The organism is Paenibacillus sp. UASWS1643, assembly GCF_008693195.1.
GTDB classification, from domain to species: Bacteria; Bacillota; Bacilli; order Paenibacillales; family Paenibacillaceae; genus Paenibacillus; species Paenibacillus amylolyticus_B.
Genome location: NZ_VXKZ01000109.1, coordinates 133316 through 151727, shown reverse-complemented (window position 1 = coordinate 151727; position 18412 = coordinate 133316). Strand labels below are relative to the sequence as shown.

Sequence of the window (18412 nt, the reverse complement as noted above, 5' to 3'; positions counted from 1 at the left end):
GGTTTTTCCGGTATTTTACAAAAGGCCTTTCCATGTTTGAGATATAAGAAAAGGGTCCCGCTGAGCGCCATCTTCCGTTATAATGTAGGGGAGGTGAGAACATCATGCCGGAATTACCGGAAGTCGAAACAGTCAGAAGAACATTGAATCAACTTATTGTGGGCAAAACGATTGATCATGTTACCGTTAGCTTGCCGCGGATTATTCAGCGGCCGGACGACATAGATGCATTTGCAATGGAACTCGCGGGACATACCGTCATTGGGGTGGAGCGCCGCGGCAAGTTTTTGCGTATTTTGCTGGACGGGCTGGTGCTTGTCTCCCATCTGCGGATGGAAGGAAGGTACGGTGTGTACGAGCAGCATGAAGATGTGGAGAAACATACACATGTGATCTTCCATTTTAATGATGGTACGGAATTGCGTTATAAGGATGTGCGTCAGTTCGGTACGATGCATCTGTTTAATGCAGGTGAGGAACTGGTGTCCAAACCTTTGCTGAAGCTGGGACTGGAGCCGCTTGATCCAGCCTTTACTGTAACTGCATTCCGCGAGGCGGTTGGCAAGCGTACAACCAAAATCAAGGCTGTACTTTTAAATCAGGCATATGTGGTCGGTATTGGGAATATTTATGTGGACGAGGCTCTATTTCGCGCAGGTATCCATCCCGAGACCATCGCCAAGACACTGACCGAAGCTCAGTTAACGGTGCTTCATGAAGCGATTGTGGCTACGTTGCAAGATGCAGTGAATGCAGGTGGATCTTCCATTAAATCCTATGTGAATGGACAGGGTGAGATGGGGATGTTCCAGCATCAACTGAAAATCTATGGACGCAAATCAGAACCTTGTACAACTTGTGGTACGTTAATTGAAAAAACGGTGGTTGGTGGCCGTGGCACGCATTTTTGTCCGAACTGTCAGCTGCTGTAACATGAACTGAATGAACGAAATGATGAAATCATAGCACCCTTGGATTCCTCCCTCCATATACTGATATGGCAGAAATAAGCGGGCGTATACCCATACTGGCATCTTCAGTTGGCACGAGTACCGCACAAAGGAGGAGTCCGGGGTGCTGCATCATTTTATTTCATTGCTGGCGCTTGCTTTGGCGCTTAGTTTAGATGGTTTTGGAGTCGGGATTACATATGGGTTACGGAGGACTAAGATTCCCCTGTTATCTATCGCTGTTATTTCGATCTGTTCGGGATTGGTTATTGCCTTGTCGATGCAAGTAGGTGTGTTGTTGTCCCATGTGGTGTCACCGGATATCGCTTCGATCGTGGGAGCTGTTATATTGATAGGTATTGGTGCATGGTCACTGTTGCAACTAATTCGAAAGCAAGGCAAAGAACATATGGAAACAGACGCCGGAACGGGTGAGGGAACAGAAGCAACGGTAACTGGGGTGGTAGAAGCACAAGAGAGAATGTCGGATTCAAAGGGCAGGAATCAGGTGCTTGCACTGGATCTGGAACAGTCGGCTTCAAGTGGATCACTGGAACGAATGGTATTTACACTGGAGTTGCGCAAGCTGGGCGTTGTCATTCAGATTCTTCGCAGTCCCTCCAAGGCGGATATGGATAACTCGGGGAGTATATCTGCCCAGGAAGCGATGTGGCTGGGTATTGCTCTGTCTCTGGATGCGTTTGGAGCAGGTTTGGGAGCGGCACTTTTGGGATTCCCTACACTATGGACAGCACTCATTATTGCACTGTTTAGTGGGGCGTTTCTATCACTCGGCATGAAGGTTGGCCTACGATTCTCAGCTCTGCGCTGGATGCGAAGACTGTCTGTATTGCCAGCGCTATTGTTAATGATTATGGGAATAATGAAGTTGTTATGAGGTGAAACGATGAATATAGGCTTAACCGGCGGGATCGCGACAGGCAAAAGCAGTGTTTCCGCCTATCTCGCCAGTAAGGGAGCGTTGCTCATCGATGCAGACGTTATTGCCCGGGAAGTTATGATGCCCGGGCATCCCGTGTTGGCCGCCGCTGTTAAGCGGTTTGGACAAGCCATACTGAACGAAGATGGAACACTGGATCGGAAAAAGCTTGGAAGTATTGTTTTTCAACAACCAGAGGAACGAAAGGCATTGGAGGCCATCACACACCCGGCGATCCGTAGAGAGATGCGTGAACGGGCTGCTGCATACGCGTTGCAATATCCGGATAAACTTGTGGTATCTGATATTCCTTTGTTGTACGAATCGGGTCTTGAAGATGGTTTCGAGGAAGTCATGGTTGTATATGTTCCAAGGTCGGTGCAACGAGATCGCTTGATGAGTCGGGATGGAATGACTGCAGCGCAGGCTGAGGCCCGGATGGATGTACAGATGGATATTGAAAGCAAAAAGCAGCTGGCTGACATTGTCATCGATAACAGCGGTTTATGGACTGAGACGGAGCAGCAAATTGACTCATATCTACAGCGTAAGGGTTTGTTATGAAAATATTGCGTAAGAAACGTGTACTGTTGTTGATGTTTGTGTCTTTTGTACTGGTGTTATTTCTGAATACTAACTGGATGGCATGGTTCTATCCCATACATTATAAGGAAGAGATTCGTGCCCAATCTCAGAGCTATGAGGTTGATCCGTTTCTGATTGCTTCGATAATTAAGGTGGAGACCAATTTCAAGACAAGCAAGGAATCCAAACGTGGTGCCATTGGGCTCATGCAGCTAATGCCGGACACGGCGAACTGGATACTGGAACAAGCCAAAATTCCCGACACTTCGTTGGAGGAATTGAAGCACGAGCCTGAACGTAATATTCAGTTAGGCACATGGTATCTGCGTAATCTGTCCAATCAATTTGAGGGCAATGAAGTGGTCATGATCGCTGCCTATAATGCAGGTCCAGGCAAGGTAAATAGTTGGCTTAGAGATGGTGTATGGGATGGCTCGATCGATACGGTGAAAGATATTCCGTTTGGTGAGACGCGTCACTATGTACAAAGAGTCATTTACTATTATAATCAGTATGTAAAGATCTATAATACGTTCTAAGTATATAAGTAGAAGCACAGAGCAGGCCGGTTAATCACCGGCCGCTCCATGCTCCTCTGTGTAACGTATTACGATGCAGATATTATTGGTATTGACCTGCCAATTGCTGTTCTGCAATTGTTACCAGACGCTTCGTGATGTATCCACCGATCGAACCGTTCTCGTAAGAAGTCATGTTACCTTGGTATCCGTCTTGTGGGATGCTGATTCCGAGTTCTTGAGCAACTTCATATTTCATTTGCTCGAGTGCTGCGGAAGCTTTAGTTACCACCAGGTTGTTGGAGTTACCGTTGCTTTGTGCCATTGCTGTTCACCTCCTCGTGAGTTGGTAAAAGTATTATGTCTCGGCAATGCATTTTTCATTACAAAATCAAGACAGGGAATATGTGGTAAAAAGTAAAACGTGGGAAGTGATCTGATTTGAAGTGTCCTTATTGCGGTTATATGGGTACCAAAGTGCTTGATTCGCGTCCGGCCAACGAAGCAAAATCCATTCGTCGTCGCCGTGAGTGTGAGCAGTGTGCCCGAAGATTTACAACGTTTGAGATGATTGAGGAGACTCCACTGATCGTCATTAAGAAAGATGGCAGTCGTGAAGAGTTCAGCCGGGACAAAATTCTCCGCGGGCTTATTCGTGCCTGTGAGAAACGTCCAGTCTCCGTTGAGACGCTGGAGATGATGGTATCTGAAGTGGAGAAATCTCTGCGTAATACAGCTGAAGCTGAAGTGGAGAGTCGCCAGATTGGCGAGCTATTGATGGAACAGTTGTTTCCAGTCGATGAAGTGGCATATGTTCGTTTCGCGTCGGTATATCGCCAGTTCAAAGATATCAATATGTTCATGAAAGAACTGAAGTCCCTGTTGTCCAAAGACGTTCTGGAGGATTAGTGAAGTGGGAAAGGGAGAAGAGCAGTCTGGAGTTCCAGTCCATGTGTGCCAGTGAAATCGGTTGTTCTTCTCCAATCACTCTGGATCTTAAAAATTTGATTGACAGCGAAAGCTGGATTTTATATGATATAGGAGTCGCCTGTGGAACGTTAGCAGCGCTGGACAAGTTATCTATTTCATATCCCGGGGCCTTAGCTCAGCTGGGAGAGCGCATCGCTGGCAGCTTACTCGCTAAAAACCCGCTTTTCCTCCGTAGAATGTGCGGTGACTGTAGCGTTGACTGTTACGGTGACATCAGCGGATATCCGCTTAGAATTAGCGTAGATATGCGTACATAAAATCGTTCCTTTCCGTAGAATATCGGAAGGGGTTTTTTAGTTTGAGCGAAGATAAACGGAAGGGCCGCGCGGTCAAAAAAGGGAGGACGTCGGAGCGTCTTCAATACTCGTTAGAATACTTGTTTGATTACTACTATCAGGCGAAGAAGTCGGAAGGCCGCGCAGAAAATACGCTGAAAACATACGTTCAGAATTTTACATACTTCTGCGAGTTCCTGGACGAACGGGGCATTATCCGCGACATACGGAATATTGATGTAGAGGTCGGACGGGAGTACGTAATATGGCTCCGTGATGAAAAAGTAAAGTTCAGCGATAATTGTAACGTTCCTGAATCGGTCCGAACGGTCGGCTTACTACCGAAGTCAATTAACACGCGGATTAAGAATATGAAAACGATGTTCAAGTTCCTAAAAGAAGAGGACGTAATCGATGCGGACCCATTCGTGTATCTCAAGAACGTACAGGATATTGGACGCGACATTGACGTACTGACCGCGGAGGAAATGAATCGCCTCATTAAAGCGCCTAATCAACGTAACTATAGCGACTTCCGTGATTTCGTTGTTATGAACCTGTTAATTGACGGAATGCTCCGCGTAGATGAGGCGTTGACATTACGTAAGGAAGACGTTGACCTGAGCGCTTGTTACGCTACCTTACGGAGAGAGATAACGAAGTCTCGTAAGCCGCGTGTTGTGCCGATCACCAAAAGAACCGCTAAGTTGATGCAGGAGTTGATACGCGAGACTACGGAGTTTGACAGCGAGTATATCTTTTTAAACAACTACGGTGAGCGCTTGCTTCCAAATCACTTCCGCCATCAATTGAAGAAATATGCGGACCGAGCCGGGATTGAGAAGCGTGTATATCCGCATTTACTTCGACACTCCGGGGCGACGTTGTTTCTTGAGGAAGGCGGATCACAACGCCACCTGCAGGTAATCCTCGGACATGCTGACGGCCGAATGACGGCTCACTATACGCACCTATCTGACAAGAACGTAAAGAAGAATCACGACGAGTTCTCTCCGTTAAACGCTGTTATTGGTAAGTTAGAAAAGCCGCGCAAAATAAAACGATAAACACTGACGCATGTCTCTTCGGAGATGTGCGTTATTTTTTTTTGCTCCAAATGTCCCAACTTCACAATTTGGTGTCCTTATATATTACGTAGAGAAAAATATTAGTAAGATGTCCCAGATCGGCAAAATAGTGTGCCTATATTAAGTATACGGAAAAGTTTTACTAAAAAGTGTGCGAAACAGAATCGACCGGCAACAAGGTAGTATATCGAAAATCACGGAAGGAGGACGCAGCATGAACGATCAGCAACGCCTTATCAGCGTAGAATCACAAACGGAATACTCCGTCACATCCGGCGCAACCGAAACGCGCATCTTCGTTAAAATGTACGTCGACGCCGCTAAGGCCGGACTCATTGCGAGCATGGGTGCGCAAAATTGGACGACGATATGCGTAATCGCCTCGTTTATGGACGCGGCGGGCAACTGTTACCCAACGCAGGAGCAAATCGCAAGGCATCTCGGAGTTAACCGGACGACAGCGAATCGCCACGTAAGGAACCTCGTCAACTATCGCTGGAACGGGCGACCGGTCATCCGCGCAGTACGGGATAGAACGGAAAAAGGGACGTGGCAGAATACGCGCTATACGGTGCTACCGATAAGTCAGCTCGCGATATTCGATGCGGAGCCGGTGGCGTTGGGGAGCGGTTAGTATCCATGTCTGCTAAATCCAACATGGACGTACCCAACATGGAGAGCGCGCACACTAACTATAACCACCTTTAACAAGAACCACTAAGAACTAGATAAAACATTACCGCTTAGTTGATTTTGCTAACGCAAACTAAACTGCGCGGGACGAATTAGGTAAGAACATATTAACCGCGCGGTAAGAGTGAGAGAAAAAGAAGATATGGGTGGGTGATCCGCCTCCCCATCGTGGTTCGAGAAATAAGGATGGGTGCACGATTCGTTCAGTCATCGCACGAATCCGCGCCGATCAGAAAGGAGCACCGAAATGACAACGAATGAATCCGTAAACGAAGCGGCCACACTCTCATCCGATCTCCCCATGCTAACCACCGAAATCAACGCATATAAACGCGTAGCTGGCGAGGCAATATTCGAAATAGGCCGCCGGCTAAAGCACGTAAAGGACCTTGATTTAGCACACGGTCAGTGGGAGCAGTGGTGCCGCGAAAAGGCAAGGATATCACCACCTATGGCGCGTAAGTATATCGAGGTTTACGAGGAGTGTGAGCGCGATTCGTCATTTCGTTCGACGTCGAACGATTTGGGGAATAGCCTCGATAAGTTATATACTCTTGCGACACTCCCGCCGGAGGAACGAAGCCAGCTACACACGCTCAGCTCTGGCGCAACTAAAACGGTCGACGAAATGACAGTCCGCGAGCTGCGCGAGGTTAAAGCTGCACTCAAAGCGGAGAAAGCCGCTCGCGAACAAGCGGAGTCCCGCGCACGTAAAGCGGAAGAGGACTATGACGTTGTACGCGATGCGCTAGACGCCGCCAGCACGACATATGCCGACGATGGGCTTTATCGCATAGATAACCAAACAGAGGTCAACGGAGCCGCACTCGCCTTCTCCGATAGAGTACGCGACTTTCTAAAAGAATACGCGTACCTAACGAATTATTCCACGGAGTTTTCAACGTCAAGCGACGCGTCAAGAGCGGAATACCGGAGCGCGATCGATGCGCTTGAGGATTTCGTAGTAGGTTTCCGCTGCAATCTCAATACCTTAACGTCGGATGACGCAATCATAATCGATATAACTAATCCAGAGGAGCGTGTTAAATATGTTTAATGTAAAAATGACGAAAAACGGTAGCCTGGCAGTAATCCTCCCGAACACAGACGAAAGCAAACGTGTGATTCTCACGTTGTTGAGCGGTGCGTTAATGTTACCGCAAGTTCCGGAGCCTACGGCGCTACCTGACGCAAAGCCAACACTCTCAGACGCGGAGAAATTCATGGCCGCGAAATCCGCGAAATTACCTAAGGTCTCTAAAAAGAGTTCTGTAGTTGATTACGTTTACGAGAATCTAACCGCGGAGCAGCGCATGTTGGAGGATCTCCGCTACTCAATAAATGCGGCTATCATCGAGTTTGCACAATTAACTAAACGAGTTGTTAATGAGGATACCCTCGGAGGCTACTATACGATATTCTACGCTAAGTTACGTGCTAAAACAGGATACGTGGCCTCCCGTAAAACAATACTCGCGTATTACAATCCTCACCGTGCTACGAAAATCAACACGGTACTTAAAGACGGAATGGGTCCGGAGATGTTGCGCGTGATCAATCAGGAAGTTCGCGCCCTAAGTACTCCACGTAAGCTACCACGGTTAGTTCTTAATCCAGCGAATTAAAAGAAACGGAGGAATCACGCATGTCTAACCCAAACCGCAAGCTCACGAAATTTCCCGTCATTGCCGAAGACGGCACGGAGTATCGCGTTATGATCGTAGAGGAGCGCGGAGATGCGGCGGTACTCATATACGCTACTTGGCGAGGTATTACGTGGCCCTGGTCGATATTCGCCGTGAAAGTAACACGCTATATGTACAGAAGCTACGAAGATATCGTGCGCGCGGTATTCAAAGAGCGCGATAGGAGACGCAAAGTTGCGGAAGAGGAGTCCGCCGCCATCGACGCATTCCAAGCGTGGGACGGGAGGTTGTGAGCCGCCTATGATACGCCCTAACCGATTACTCGTCGCAATCCTCATCGTCTACGCCCTTGCTATTGTCGCAATAATCACGTGGATTTACGTCGATTACGCGTCGCTAGTCACAAATATACCGGAGGTGTTTCCGCATGTTAAACAACGTTAAAATCACGCAAAATTACGCACTTAAAACGGACGACCGCAACTTCATCGTGCTGCAGCGCAAGATCGTCGACCCTACGAAGGCGCCCGGCTACAAAGCGGTTGAAGGCGCTGAACCACCTGCGCTAAAAGAACGGTGGGATGAGATCGCATATTATCCGCTGACGACCGCCGGCCTGACCGCGTTCATTGAACACGTAAGGATGCGTGAGGCAACGGAAAGGGATGTCGCGAACCTGGCGGAACTAGGCGCAGCATTTCGGGAAACGACGGCGGAGATTATCGCGGCTGTTAACGCGGCCTTATCACCTGAGTTTAGCGTTAGATTGGGCGCGTAGAAGTAAGCGGAGGGTATTCGGTAGGGTACGGATGAAAGACGCTAAAATCACGTAAAGGGGACGGTAAAATGAAACGAGAAGAAATCATCGCAAAGTGGGGCGTAATGTCAGCGCGTGAGAGGGACGCGTGGATTGCGGAGCTATTCTTCGGATGGAATCTAATCGCTATCGAACGCGCAAATGATGCGTATGAGTACGGTGTGACCGGCGTGAGACAGTATTCAGCGTACACATCGGATATGAATGCCGCGTGGAAAGTTATCGGCCTATTTCCCTCATCGCGGATAGACCGTTTTAATAACGACTACGGTCACGAATGTTCTCTATTCGATCAATACGGAACCTACATTGTAACGGTTGCCGGAGAATACAGCGCGCCAGAAGCGATCGGACTCGCGGCCATCATCGCAAAACTATCAACGGAGGATTAACGCAAATGAACAACGCACCAACATTCGAAACAATCGACGATATCATCGAATATTATCGCAAACAAAACGGAGAGGGTGACGCGAATGAGTAACGTAGATAAAGGGCTTGCGCCCAAAAGGCCGACTATTCCCGCAGAGGTTGCGGACGCGATTGAAAAGGCGCGCTTTAGTCATTGGGACAATGAACGTATCGCGTATTACGTTCTTAACCCGGACCATACAGCGACGGGCCTCGCACCACTGCGTTCCATTCCATTCGACACGTTGCTGTCCGCATTGATTAACGGGTATGAACGGGAGATGACAGAGGAGGAGCGAACACACGCCGCGATCAAACGTGAATGGATTAATCGAGACAGCCGCCGCCATCGTAACACATATTGCGACGGATTTGCGGATGGAATCGAGTTTGTGCTCGGCGAAGTCAGCATGCTAATCGAAGGAGTGAACGCGTGATGATGGCGCGGGAAATACCGGGAAATACCTAATAGTTCCTGGGTGAAAATTTATAACTATACAGTAAAAGGAACTTTAAACAAAACCCGAAAATAGTCCGAATATTTATAAAGAAACAACTCCGATCCTAGAAATATCTCTCGAATGCTCACTGGCTCGCTTCCTAGCTCGTTCGCGTCTATTTCCAATCAATGGTACGTTAAGTTTACGAAATTCACAGAGAAAACGAAAATGTACGTAAGCCCGAGTAATTCGAAGAAATACGGAGCGTTTCAGTAAAAACTGCAACATAACGCGGATCGACCTCAGCCCACTCGAGAGTTAGGCGGAATACGATCCAAAACGCGCAGAACGGTCGCAGCTTATTTTCCATAATCGCCTAATTTGCGCTTTGAAAGAAATACGCTAGTCCACTTATACTACGGAGGTGTCAACGAGATGACAACGGAAACTAAACGAGATATACACGCGGACCTTGCGTTATGTGAGGCGGCGGTAACAACCGAGGATTATTACGTAGAGGATCGCGAAGATGAAGTCGTGATTGTCGGTAACGACGGTATGGAGATCGCGGAGTTCTACAGGCTGACCGACGCTGAGTTCTATTGCGAGTCACGCGAAGGATGGCCGGAATCTTTGCGGAGGGCGATCGCGGCAGAAGCGCGCCTGAAAGAAGCTGAGGCGGAGGTTGAGCGGTTGCGTGACGAAAACCACACGCTCACACTGACGGTTGCGTATCAGGACGAGTGGAAAGCGGAAGCAGAACGGTTACGCGCTGTACTCGAACGGTTTGACGACCGTAGACATGCGATGATGCCACGCTCTCAAATGGCACGTATCGCGAAGGAGGCGTTGGATGCTAACCGATAATTTTAGCACGAGTGGAAAATTCCGTAAATGCCCGTAATAAGTCGTTTACCCTACGATCGGTCTAGACCGTTTATAGGACTAGATCACGCACACGCCGGTTTAAGCACCTATATGCGATTATGCCAAATAAGGAAAGGATGGTATTGTTATGCCAAGAGCAAAGAAGCCGCCGAAACCAAAGATCACCGCAGACCAACGCAAGGACTGGCGCTACCTCCCGCTCACCGAATGGAAGACGCCGACCGTCCACGCCATGATTTCCGATCTCAACCGTGAGCTATACGGAGTGGAGACGTACATTCCTCTGCGCGGCTGGGCATTCGAGCAAGGTGTAATCAAACGCGCACTGACGCAATACGGTGCGGAAGCCTTACGCGAGACAATAACGCGAGCATTCCGGGAGCATCGAGTGACGCCGCAGTATCCGCAATTGACGGCGGGATTTCTGATCGCGTATCTCTTGCCACGGATAATGCCGGTGGTATTAGCGGAACAGGCGCGGGCTTCGAAACAGGCGGAGTATTGCGGTAATAATGCGGATAACAACGTATTGACTGACGATGAGATTATCGATCTATTTTAATCGTACGAAAATCATCCGTAAATCAGACGAAGATTAGCCGTTAATACGATTCAAATACGCTACATTAGAGGAGGATGTGAGGGTATGCGTGAGATTAAATTTAGAATGTGGGACGCGGAAAACAAACAGATGATTGACGGTGATTCGCTAGCTTTTGAAGAGTATGCACCGATAACATACCATCTGAGCCACGAAGACATCACGCAGTACATTGGACTGAAGGATAAGAATGGAAAAGATATATACGAGGGTGATATCCTCACGGTTGACGAAGGAAAATACACGGGAGTAGTAAAGTTCAATAATCACGATCTATCATATGTAATCGAGGATAAGACAGGTGGGTACGGATTTGTAAACGGACAGGTATACGACAAATGGCCGGAATATCGAACGTACGAAGTCATTGGTAACCGTTGGGAAAATCCAGAATTGGCAGGCCAACGCTTATGACTATCCTCGAAGCAGCGCAAGCCAGCGCGCAAGGCATCATCGTAATATCAAACGCAGGCCGCCGCTGTACTCCGGATCAGCTCGCCGTAACGTGGGTCGGCGCTCACTATGCGTCACTGAATAATGCGGGAATGACGGAGGCCGAACGGAGAGGAGCGTGGGAAATTGTCCAACGCTAAAAACTGCATACTCGCGCAGCACTGTTCGTTAGCAGACGGCGCACAATGTACGAAGATGTGCCCGAGTTATATCGCAACGCACGGTTTAAACGGCGCAGGCGGACGTGTAGGCGCGGCAAACTTACCGTCAGGATATCGCGGTTTAACGCTAGCTAATTCGCCAGCACGCGAAGGCCAGGCGTCAATTTACCGCGCATTGGAAGCGTACGTTAAGACATTTGCGCGACAGTTCGAAGAGTCACCGGATGAGCCTATCAAATCGCTATACTTGCACAGCGACGGACCGGGCACCGGTAAGACTACGACGGCGGCCGCAATCATCGGTGAGTACATCGTGCGCCATTATATCGGATCAATCCAGCGCAACAGGCAAGCGCTTGATCGACCGGCGTATTTTCTCGATGTAAACGCGTGGCAAACGCTCTATACGGAGTTCAACCGACCGAGAGTGCCCGACGATGTTGCGGAGCCCGCAGCACGCCAATATTACGCGCAAATGCAGCACGCTAAAAATACGCCATTTGCGGTGCTAGACGATATCGGTGTGCGCGAAGATACCGAGGGATTTCGTAGCGACTTGCATAGCGTGATTAACTACCGTGTGACTAACGAATTGGTGACGGTGTATACGTCTAACGTTGCGCTAAAAGACCTCGGCACGGTGTTACGCGAGACAACTCCGCGTTTGATCGACCGGATTCGTGACCGCTGTATTGAGCGTGAGTTTGTCGGAATTAGTCATCGCGGATTAAAGCGAGCATAAAAACGTAAATGGCAGTAAACGAGAGTATTCGGAAGTTGTGCAAAACTCGGACTAAACGTTCGACATTAAGTTCGACAAAATGCGACTTGACATTAGTGTTATAAATCACACTTTACGAAATTTATTTCCTAAATGTGTCCAATTAATTACGTAAATTGGTATATATGTCGAACGCGATTCCTTTGTCAAGGGGGAAATTTGTCCTAATATGAGGTTTGACGGTATGTGTCCATACAGTGTACAACAGGAGGTGTAAGGAATTATGGCAGTTACAGGTCAGCAATTGCTTTCTAAGATTATCGATACGGGTAGTACGCAAGCCCTCGCAAAATACAACGTTAAGCGATCGGACTTTTCGACGCCGGCCGAACGCGAGGCATACGATTTTATCGTTAAATTCGGGGCTGAAAACGGCGGAGATGCGCCGTCATACGCAACTTACTCCGCGAATGTACGAACAGTAACGTATATTCCGGAGGTAACGGACTCTTTCGAATACCTGGCCGGCGAACTAAAGGACGCGACCGGCAAGCGGGAATTAGCGGAATATATTAACAGTCCAGAGTTTACGCAGTCTTACGAGACGTTGCCGACGGAAGCGTTCATTAATAGCTTGACCGATAGACTTTCGCGGATTAAAATGGAAACACGAACAGGTGTTCCGAACATGACGGATATTTCCACCGCAGGCGAACGATTTCTAACGGAGTTTCGCGCACGTAAAGCCGGCACATCATTCCGTATCTGGCTCAGCAAGTTCGGGACGATAAACGAGAAGATCGGCGGCTACTTTTCCGGCAACACTTACGCCTGGTATGCGAGATCCGGCCGCGGTAAATCCGTTATGGTTATGGAGGACGCGATTGAGGCCGCGTTCCAAGGCGCAAACGTTCTCATATGGGCGCTAGAGATGTCGGAGTACGAGTGGATGGCGCGTGCATACTCGTCGATAAGTGCGCGGATCAGCGAAACAATCAGACGGATTGACGGCGTAGATTATACGGTAGGGTTCGATAACCGCGCTATGTTAATGGGAACGATGGATGCGGACTACGAGCGTGGACTTGCGGCATTCGTCGATATGCTTGCGGAAGTCGTTCCGGGAAGAATCGTCATACGCGCTGCAGACAGCGAGAACTTTACGCAACGTTCTATCGCGCAGCTTGAAGTTGATATCGCGGAGATTGATGCGGACGTGGTCGTAGTCGATCCGATTTATTTAATGGACTTCGAGCGTAACACTTCGAATGTGGCTGGCGGAGATGTTGCGGCGACTTCCGTTAAGCTCAAACGACTTGCGGGTCAGACGAAAACGGTAATACACGTTGTTACGCAGGCCGAGGAAGACGCGAAAGAAAAGAACGAAGACGGGACGCGTGAGTTAAGTCCACCACCACGCGCAGGAATTAAGAAGTCGAAAGCGATATTGGAGGACGCGGCTAACGTGTTCGGTATCGATACGCTTGCGCAAGAAGGACGCGGAGTTATTGAGCTCGGAAAAGGACGGAACGGCGGCGAGGATACGCGTGTGGAGATCGTCTACCTGCCGAATTACGGTGTGGTGCGCGAGTTAGATACGCAAGGGCAGGCGCAGCAGTTTGCGAGCGTGAGCGGTTTTTGATTACCGCTCATCACTCCGACCTAATACGTAATCTACGGACACTTTAAAGAAATCTGCGATCGCGATAATAACTTCTAGTTTGAATGGCCGGTGTCCTGTCATATAACCATTAAACGTTTGAGGCTTGATATGTAAGCTTTCTGCTAGTTGTTTCTGTTGTAGATCAGATGAGGCAAGTAATTCATTTACACGATTAATAATATTTTCCTGAGACATCCCTTACACTCCTTGACAATACGCATGGCGCGGATTACTATGATGTTAGGCGGAAATACGCGTTACGCGAATTACGGTAATGCGTAATCCTAAACTACACACATTATACCATGATCCATACGTATTATCATTCTTTACAAGGAGGTACGTCAATGACAATTACAATTACTCTCAAAGAGCTTCTTGCGCAAAAAGGGCTGAACCAGAAACAGCTTTCGCAAATGACCGGCATCCGCGCGGCGGCCATCTCCAATCTCTGTCGCGGCTATGTCGATCGCATTTGTATTGAACATTTAGAAAAGATCGCTCTCGCGCTAGACATTCGCGATATTCGCGATATCATTCGATTGGAGGCGGTGGCTTGACGGAGATAAACGTTGACATGTTCCTGGCCGCGCTCGACACGTACGACTGGCGCAATGTACAACCGAACTCACGCGGACGACTTAACGCATCATCTCCGTTCGGTCTCCGCGTAGATAAGACGCCTTCATTCAGCGTAATTATCGATCCGGCTGCGGATGATTTCGGGTGCTGGCGTGACTCAGGCGCAAACGATCCGGAATGGGCGCGCGGCGGCCCCATCAAACTTTACGCGTTCCTTCGTAATATCACGTACGAAGAGGCGCGCGATGAGTTAATGGGCGGAGAGATAACGGAGAATGGTCCGCCTAAACTGCGCGTTAAGTTAGTGCCGCCAGGGCCTCCGCCTAAACCGCAGCCGATCGATGTTAGCGCTTATAAATCCGTAGCCGTTCCGTATCTAACAGGACGCGGCATTGATCCGGAAGTACAGCGTATGTTCTCTTGCGGATATGATACGGATAAGAATGCGGTAGTTATGCCGTGGCACGCGCCGGAAGGAACGATCATTAACGCAAAGTGGCGAGCAACGTGGTCCAAGGCGTTTTGGTACGCTAAGGGAGGCGCGCCTGTCCGTAACATGATATACGGAATCCACCTCGTCTATGCACGTAAGATTGACCGCGTAGTTATCGTAGAGAGCGAGACGGATGCTCTATATCTGTGGAGCTGCGGAATACCGGCGATTGCGGTCGGCGGATCTACGTTTACGGACATACAGGCGGAGATGCTTCGGATGTCTCCGGTGACAGCGCTTGTGATCGGGACGGATAACGACAGCGCAGGAGAGAAGTTACGCGAAGAGGTTGCGGCTAAGATGCGCGTATATTGCGAGTTATATGACGCGAGGTGGCCGAATGGCGCGAAGGATGCGAACGAGGTTGGCGATGAAGAAACGGTGAGGAATACGGTTGCAGACGCTGTTAGAAGAAATATTTTCAAGAAACAGCAACATAGTATCGACACATATCGTCATATCATGTAATATTTGAAAGTACGCACTGGTGCGTAGAAATGCGGGTACGCGGAGGCTAGTCCGACGTACGCCGCTACGAAATACAATCTCAATCAGTCAGGCTTCTCAGATCTCCACTCATACAAATCAAAAGGGTTTTCAATTTTCAAGGCAGCACAGATAAGTCTAGCCTTGTCTAACTTCATTACTCCTCTTTTCCAGCGTTCATTAATTAGTCCATTGATATACTGAGGACTCAATCCTGTACGCCGCGACAGCTCAGCCTGAGACATACCTGCACGATCGAGTAAGTATTGGAGGCGGCAATCTCCGGGGTAGAGTCCCATAAAACAATGCCTCCAACTTGCTACAAATGGTACACAAAACATTTTAACATAATTTTCTTCTAGAAGTGTGTGAAACTGATTTGACCGGCAACATAGTAGTATAAGCCGAAAAGGAGCGATGAAGATTGAACTTAACACAACTGAATAGCCTAGCGGTACTTTACAAAGAGAACCGCACACAGGAAGCCTTCAACGATCTGTACAAAGAGGCAAGACAGCTCTTCCTCAAGATACATATCGCTATGACAGTAAGAGGCCGACGAGGGGATGAGCACGACGCTGAGGAGTCTTTTGATGAGGCTATGATGAGCTTGGCCTCTAGGGATGACGTCGAAAACTTTGGAGAAGCCCTTTCGGCAGCATTGAGAATTAAACGAGTTTTCTTAGAACGCGGCAACGTTCGACGAGAGAAACGGTATCAAATCACGGCAGATCAAACGGAGGAACAAGAAGACGGATCACACACGGCAATGTGCGTTCTGACTGACGGGGTTTCCGCTGAAGAAATAGCTATCGATAATTTAACGCAAAAAAAAGACGCCCAGAAGCGGCAACTTCTGAGCAGTCTCTGTGACCCGGCTAAGGTCGATAACGATACAACGCTAATTGTATCGAATGGTCTCCAACGCAAAAGCGGAGGAGCTCCGGAACACAAGTCCATCAATGCGCTCGCTAAAGCGCTAGGAATGCATCCGGAATTTGTTAAACGTAAGCTTCGCAAGTTATCTCGCGGATACGACGCTAATCGTTTCGGAGATGTTAACGAATACTTGGCGGTTTAACTGTTAAATGAGAACGGTCGGAGTTTCAGGCAAGAAGCCCGACCTTTTCTCAAAAAGAGTATATCACACTTTTTTAACAATTAACCAATACTGATACGATATGTATGTTGTAAATCTTTGGTAACGCGCTTAACTCACAATTAGCATGTTACCACGGTTGATAACGCTTGTCAACGCTATCTAACTATATTATAACCGGAGGTGGCCGCTTTGAAACGCGCTCACAATATAAATATACGTTCATCTAACAACGAAGTTTCACGTTTTCTTAACGATTTGTATCCGCAACATCACCGCCAGTCCGCACGCTATCCTGACGTTTGCTACAACGGAGGCGTGCGTGAATACGAAGACGCCGCCGATTTCGTTGATGTCCGCGCAATTATGAAGGGCCGGGTGATCGCGTAATGACCGTAATGTACGCAATTGATCCGAAGGCCGGTACGCATTTCGTCGGTAAGATATTCGTTAGACCACACGCTTGTGACCGAGCGGTTGAGCACTTCGGCGTTGAACGCAGCAAAGCGCCAATGTACGTCATGGATTTGTTGCGTAAGTCATCGCTTGTATCCGAACATGTCGTCGATGAGGACGGTAATCCTGGACGAATGTTCTCGTACAAACGCACCGTATTCATCGTACATCCAACGGAAGATACCGTATTCACGCTATATCCACAACACAAGGCGCATGAATCCGTCCGCAATCCTATCGAGCGCATTATTCTCCGCGCAATGAAGGCGGCTGAACGTAAGGAGAAGCGCGAGATAAAACGTATTAACGTGCGGATGGCGGAGATTACCGTTGAACGCGCCCAGGCTGAATTGCGCCGCGTTAAATCCGAATCGGCCCGCATCGTTGCCGAAATGACTGCGCGGATAGCCGAAATTGACTCCGAATTGAAGGCGCTGGAACGCGAGATTTTACTGGTACAACGCGAAAAAACAAACGTTATGAAGAGCGTAGTTGCTTACGTTTGAACCGTGTCATTTCCTATTTAAATGAGCCGGCTAACGAACACCTACGTCGGCTGCGCGGTATTAACTAACGCACAATCCGGTTAGTGCCGTGCAGCGGGCGTGGGAAATCGCGACCCGAAAATAAACCGAAAAGGAACGTGATTGAATGTCGATGTTTACTAAGGTTGGAGCAGAGGCCGCAGCAGCAGGTAATGACAATGGAGGCGCGAAGGAAAGTCCGATGACATCGTTTAAGTCCGGAAGCCTCTTCAAAGTCGGAGTCAAGTCGATCAACAACGTCGCGGAGTACTACGGTTATAGCATCTTCAACAAGGTGAATACGTTTGTGCCGAAGAATCCCGCAACTCGCAACGCCAAAGGGTTCATTTCCAGCGGGCAGACCGTATGGGATAAAGCTTCGGAATTACTCTACGCAGAGGCCAACGCTGCTAAAGAGGCCGGCGCAAGTGAGGACGCGGTAAAAGTAATCACGGACGAAGCGTACCTGTATAAAGGCAAGAAGCGTTATCTCCGGGCATTCTACGATCTGACTACCGGTAAGGATATCGTAGTTGACCTGTCGCCTAAACAGGAACAGACGCTTAAATCCGTCATCGAAGACAACGTAGACGACTTGGATGTAATCACGTTCAAACTCGCTAAGAAAGGCGCGGGCACAGCGGCCGTCGTATCGCTTAACGCTATCGTTAAGGTAGAGCGCGACTTGACGGACGAGGAACGCGCCAACTTCGCTAAGATCGGAGACGAACCGTTTGACTTCGCGGATTTCGAAACGTGCTTATACGTAGCCGACGAAGAGGAGCAAACGAAGAACCTCGTAATCGCGGGATTTGATATCGGACGACTCGGTCTCTCGATCGGTGCCAACGCAAGTAGCAGTAACAACGCGCAAACTCCATCCGATGCCGGCGCGCCTCTCGATATCTCTGACGATGATCTCCCGTTCTAAT

Annotated in this window: 29 protein-coding genes; 26 read left to right on the top strand and 3 right to left on the bottom strand. The window is 48.8% G+C overall.

Going from position 1 to position 18412, the window contains the following annotated elements; all coding sequences use genetic code 11:
• Nucleotides 1-104: 104 nt before the first annotated feature.
• From mutM to FE296_RS16580, 4 genes are all read left to right on the top strand, one after another.
• A complete protein-coding gene (gene mutM, locus FE296_RS16595; protein ID WP_036669994.1) occupies nt 105-932 on the top strand; it encodes a DNA-formamidopyrimidine glycosylase in 828 nt (275 codons plus the stop codon).
• Between the two features lie 142 nt (nt 933-1074).
• Entirely contained in the window at nt 1075-1848 is a 774-nt protein-coding gene (locus FE296_RS16590; RefSeq protein ID WP_411860585.1) for a manganese efflux pump, read from the top strand.
• A gap of 9 nt (nt 1849-1857) precedes the next feature.
• Nucleotides 1858-2454, top strand: a complete 597-nt coding sequence (gene coaE / locus FE296_RS16585) for a dephospho-CoA kinase (protein WP_150365720.1) — start codon at nt 1858-1860, stop codon at nt 2452-2454.
• Nucleotides 2451-3014: a lytic transglycosylase domain-containing protein gene (locus tag FE296_RS16580; RefSeq protein WP_124113840.1), complete on the top strand. Its 564-nt coding sequence runs from the start codon at nt 2451-2453 to the stop codon at nt 3012-3014. Before coaE ends, FE296_RS16580 begins: the two co-directional genes overlap by 4 nt.
• Nucleotides 3015-3096: 82 nt before the next feature.
• On the opposite strand, the gene FE296_RS16575 is transcribed toward FE296_RS16580, so the two are convergent.
• Nucleotides 3097-3318 (bottom strand): alpha/beta-type small acid-soluble spore protein, encoded by a 222-nt coding sequence (locus tag FE296_RS16575; RefSeq protein ID WP_017689472.1) that lies wholly within the window; start codon nt 3316-3318, stop codon nt 3097-3099.
• Between the two features lie 116 nt (nt 3319-3434).
• Here FE296_RS16575 and nrdR point away from each other — a divergent pair, with 116 nt between their 5' ends.
• From nrdR to FE296_RS16500, 16 genes are all read left to right on the top strand, one after another.
• Nucleotides 3435-3902 carry a transcriptional regulator NrdR gene (gene nrdR / locus FE296_RS16570; RefSeq protein ID WP_150365719.1) on the top strand — a complete coding sequence of 156 codons (468 nt, stop codon included), beginning with the start codon at nt 3435-3437 and terminating at the stop codon, nt 3900-3902.
• Nucleotides 3902-4240 (top strand): hypothetical protein, encoded by a 339-nt coding sequence (locus tag FE296_RS16565; protein WP_150365718.1) that lies wholly within the window; start codon nt 3902-3904, stop codon nt 4238-4240. Before nrdR ends, FE296_RS16565 begins: the two co-directional genes overlap by 1 nt.
• A 41-nt stretch (nt 4241-4281) precedes the next feature.
• Nucleotides 4282-5325, top strand: coding sequence for a tyrosine-type recombinase/integrase (locus tag FE296_RS16560; RefSeq protein WP_150365717.1), 1044 nt, complete (start codon nt 4282-4284; stop codon nt 5323-5325).
• A 235-nt stretch (nt 5326-5560) separates the two neighbouring features.
• Nucleotides 5561-5980, top strand: a complete 420-nt coding sequence (locus FE296_RS16555; RefSeq protein ID WP_150365716.1) for a helix-turn-helix domain-containing protein — start codon at nt 5561-5563, stop codon at nt 5978-5980.
• A gap of 306 nt (nt 5981-6286) precedes the next feature.
• The gene (locus tag FE296_RS16550; protein WP_150365715.1) at nt 6287-7096 is read left to right on the top strand and encodes a DUF3102 domain-containing protein; all 810 of its coding nucleotides are present in this window, start codon (nt 6287-6289) and stop codon (nt 7094-7096) included.
• Nucleotides 7089-7664: a hypothetical protein gene (locus FE296_RS16545; protein ID WP_150365714.1), complete on the top strand. Its 576-nt coding sequence runs from the start codon at nt 7089-7091 to the stop codon at nt 7662-7664. The genes FE296_RS16550 and FE296_RS16545 overlap by 8 nt, the downstream gene beginning before the upstream one ends.
• A gap of 20 nt (nt 7665-7684) precedes the next feature.
• Complete coding sequence (locus tag FE296_RS16540) at nt 7685-7978, top strand: hypothetical protein (RefSeq protein WP_150365713.1); 294 nt, start codon at nt 7685-7687, stop codon at nt 7976-7978.
• 134 nt (nt 7979-8112) lie between these two features.
• A complete protein-coding gene (locus tag FE296_RS16535) occupies nt 8113-8463 on the top strand; it encodes a hypothetical protein (protein ID WP_150365712.1) in 351 nt (116 codons plus the stop codon).
• Between the two features lie 68 nt (nt 8464-8531).
• The gene (locus FE296_RS16530) at nt 8532-8894 is read left to right on the top strand and encodes a BC1872 family protein (RefSeq protein WP_150365711.1); all 363 of its coding nucleotides are present in this window, start codon (nt 8532-8534) and stop codon (nt 8892-8894) included.
• Between the two features lie 84 nt (nt 8895-8978).
• Nucleotides 8979-9350 carry a DUF1642 domain-containing protein gene (locus tag FE296_RS16525; RefSeq protein WP_150365710.1) on the top strand — a complete coding sequence of 124 codons (372 nt, stop codon included), beginning with the start codon at nt 8979-8981 and terminating at the stop codon, nt 9348-9350.
• Nucleotides 9351-9788: 438 nt separating this feature from the next.
• On the top strand, nt 9789-10220 hold the full coding sequence (locus tag FE296_RS16520) for a hypothetical protein (RefSeq protein WP_150365709.1): 432 nt from the start codon (nt 9789-9791) through the stop codon (nt 10218-10220).
• Nucleotides 10221-10473: 253 nt separating this feature from the next.
• Nucleotides 10474-10803, top strand: coding sequence for a hypothetical protein (locus FE296_RS16515; protein WP_190945299.1), 330 nt, complete (start codon nt 10474-10476; stop codon nt 10801-10803).
• An 84-nt stretch (nt 10804-10887) separates the two neighbouring features.
• Complete coding sequence (locus tag FE296_RS16510) at nt 10888-11256, top strand: YopX family protein (RefSeq protein WP_150365707.1); 369 nt, start codon at nt 10888-10890, stop codon at nt 11254-11256.
• A gap of 424 nt (nt 11257-11680) precedes the next feature.
• The gene (locus tag FE296_RS33945) at nt 11681-11842 is read left to right on the top strand and encodes a hypothetical protein (RefSeq protein WP_317889419.1); all 162 of its coding nucleotides are present in this window, start codon (nt 11681-11683) and stop codon (nt 11840-11842) included.
• Nucleotides 11843-11931: 89 nt separating this feature from the next.
• A complete protein-coding gene (locus FE296_RS33940) occupies nt 11932-12198 on the top strand; it encodes a P-loop NTPase family protein (protein ID WP_317889418.1) in 267 nt (88 codons plus the stop codon).
• A 262-nt stretch (nt 12199-12460) separates the two neighbouring features.
• Nucleotides 12461-13819, top strand: a complete 1359-nt coding sequence (locus FE296_RS16500; RefSeq protein ID WP_150365705.1) for a DnaB-like helicase C-terminal domain-containing protein — start codon at nt 12461-12463, stop codon at nt 13817-13819.
• Here FE296_RS16500 and FE296_RS16495 read toward each other — a convergent pair whose 3' ends face one another.
• On the bottom strand, nt 13820-14035 hold the full coding sequence (locus tag FE296_RS16495; protein WP_150365704.1) for a helix-turn-helix domain-containing protein: 216 nt from the start codon (nt 14033-14035) through the stop codon (nt 13820-13822).
• 152 nt (nt 14036-14187) lie between these two features.
• Between FE296_RS16495 and FE296_RS16490 the strand changes: the two genes are divergently transcribed.
• Together FE296_RS16490 and FE296_RS16485 are read left to right on the top strand one after the other, a co-directional pair.
• A complete protein-coding gene (locus tag FE296_RS16490; RefSeq protein ID WP_150365703.1) occupies nt 14188-14400 on the top strand; it encodes a helix-turn-helix domain-containing protein in 213 nt (70 codons plus the stop codon).
• Nucleotides 14397-15383: a toprim domain-containing protein gene (locus FE296_RS16485; protein WP_150365702.1), complete on the top strand. Its 987-nt coding sequence runs from the start codon at nt 14397-14399 to the stop codon at nt 15381-15383. Before FE296_RS16490 ends, FE296_RS16485 begins: the two co-directional genes overlap by 4 nt.
• Nucleotides 15384-15466: 83 nt before the next feature.
• On the opposite strand, the gene FE296_RS34070 is transcribed toward FE296_RS16485, so the two are convergent.
• Complete coding sequence (locus tag FE296_RS34070; protein ID WP_190945297.1) at nt 15467-15700, bottom strand: helix-turn-helix domain-containing protein; 234 nt, start codon at nt 15698-15700, stop codon at nt 15467-15469.
• A gap of 125 nt (nt 15701-15825) precedes the next feature.
• Between FE296_RS34070 and FE296_RS16475 the strand changes: the two genes are divergently transcribed.
• The 4 genes from FE296_RS16475 (at nt 15826) to FE296_RS16460 (ending at nt 18411) form a co-directional block, all read left to right on the top strand.
• Nucleotides 15826-16482 (top strand): sigma-70 RNA polymerase sigma factor region 4 domain-containing protein, encoded by a 657-nt coding sequence (locus FE296_RS16475; protein WP_150365700.1) that lies wholly within the window; start codon nt 15826-15828, stop codon nt 16480-16482.
• 210 nt (nt 16483-16692) lie between these two features.
• Nucleotides 16693-16890, top strand: a complete 198-nt coding sequence (locus FE296_RS16470) for a hypothetical protein (RefSeq protein ID WP_150365699.1) — start codon at nt 16693-16695, stop codon at nt 16888-16890.
• Nucleotides 16890-17462 carry a hypothetical protein gene (locus FE296_RS16465; protein WP_150365698.1) on the top strand — a complete coding sequence of 191 codons (573 nt, stop codon included), beginning with the start codon at nt 16890-16892 and terminating at the stop codon, nt 17460-17462. The genes FE296_RS16470 and FE296_RS16465 overlap by 1 nt, the downstream gene beginning before the upstream one ends.
• A gap of 145 nt (nt 17463-17607) precedes the next feature.
• Entirely contained in the window at nt 17608-18411 is an 804-nt protein-coding gene (locus FE296_RS16460) for a hypothetical protein (RefSeq protein WP_190945295.1), read from the top strand.
• Nucleotide 18412: the final 1 nt, after the last annotated feature.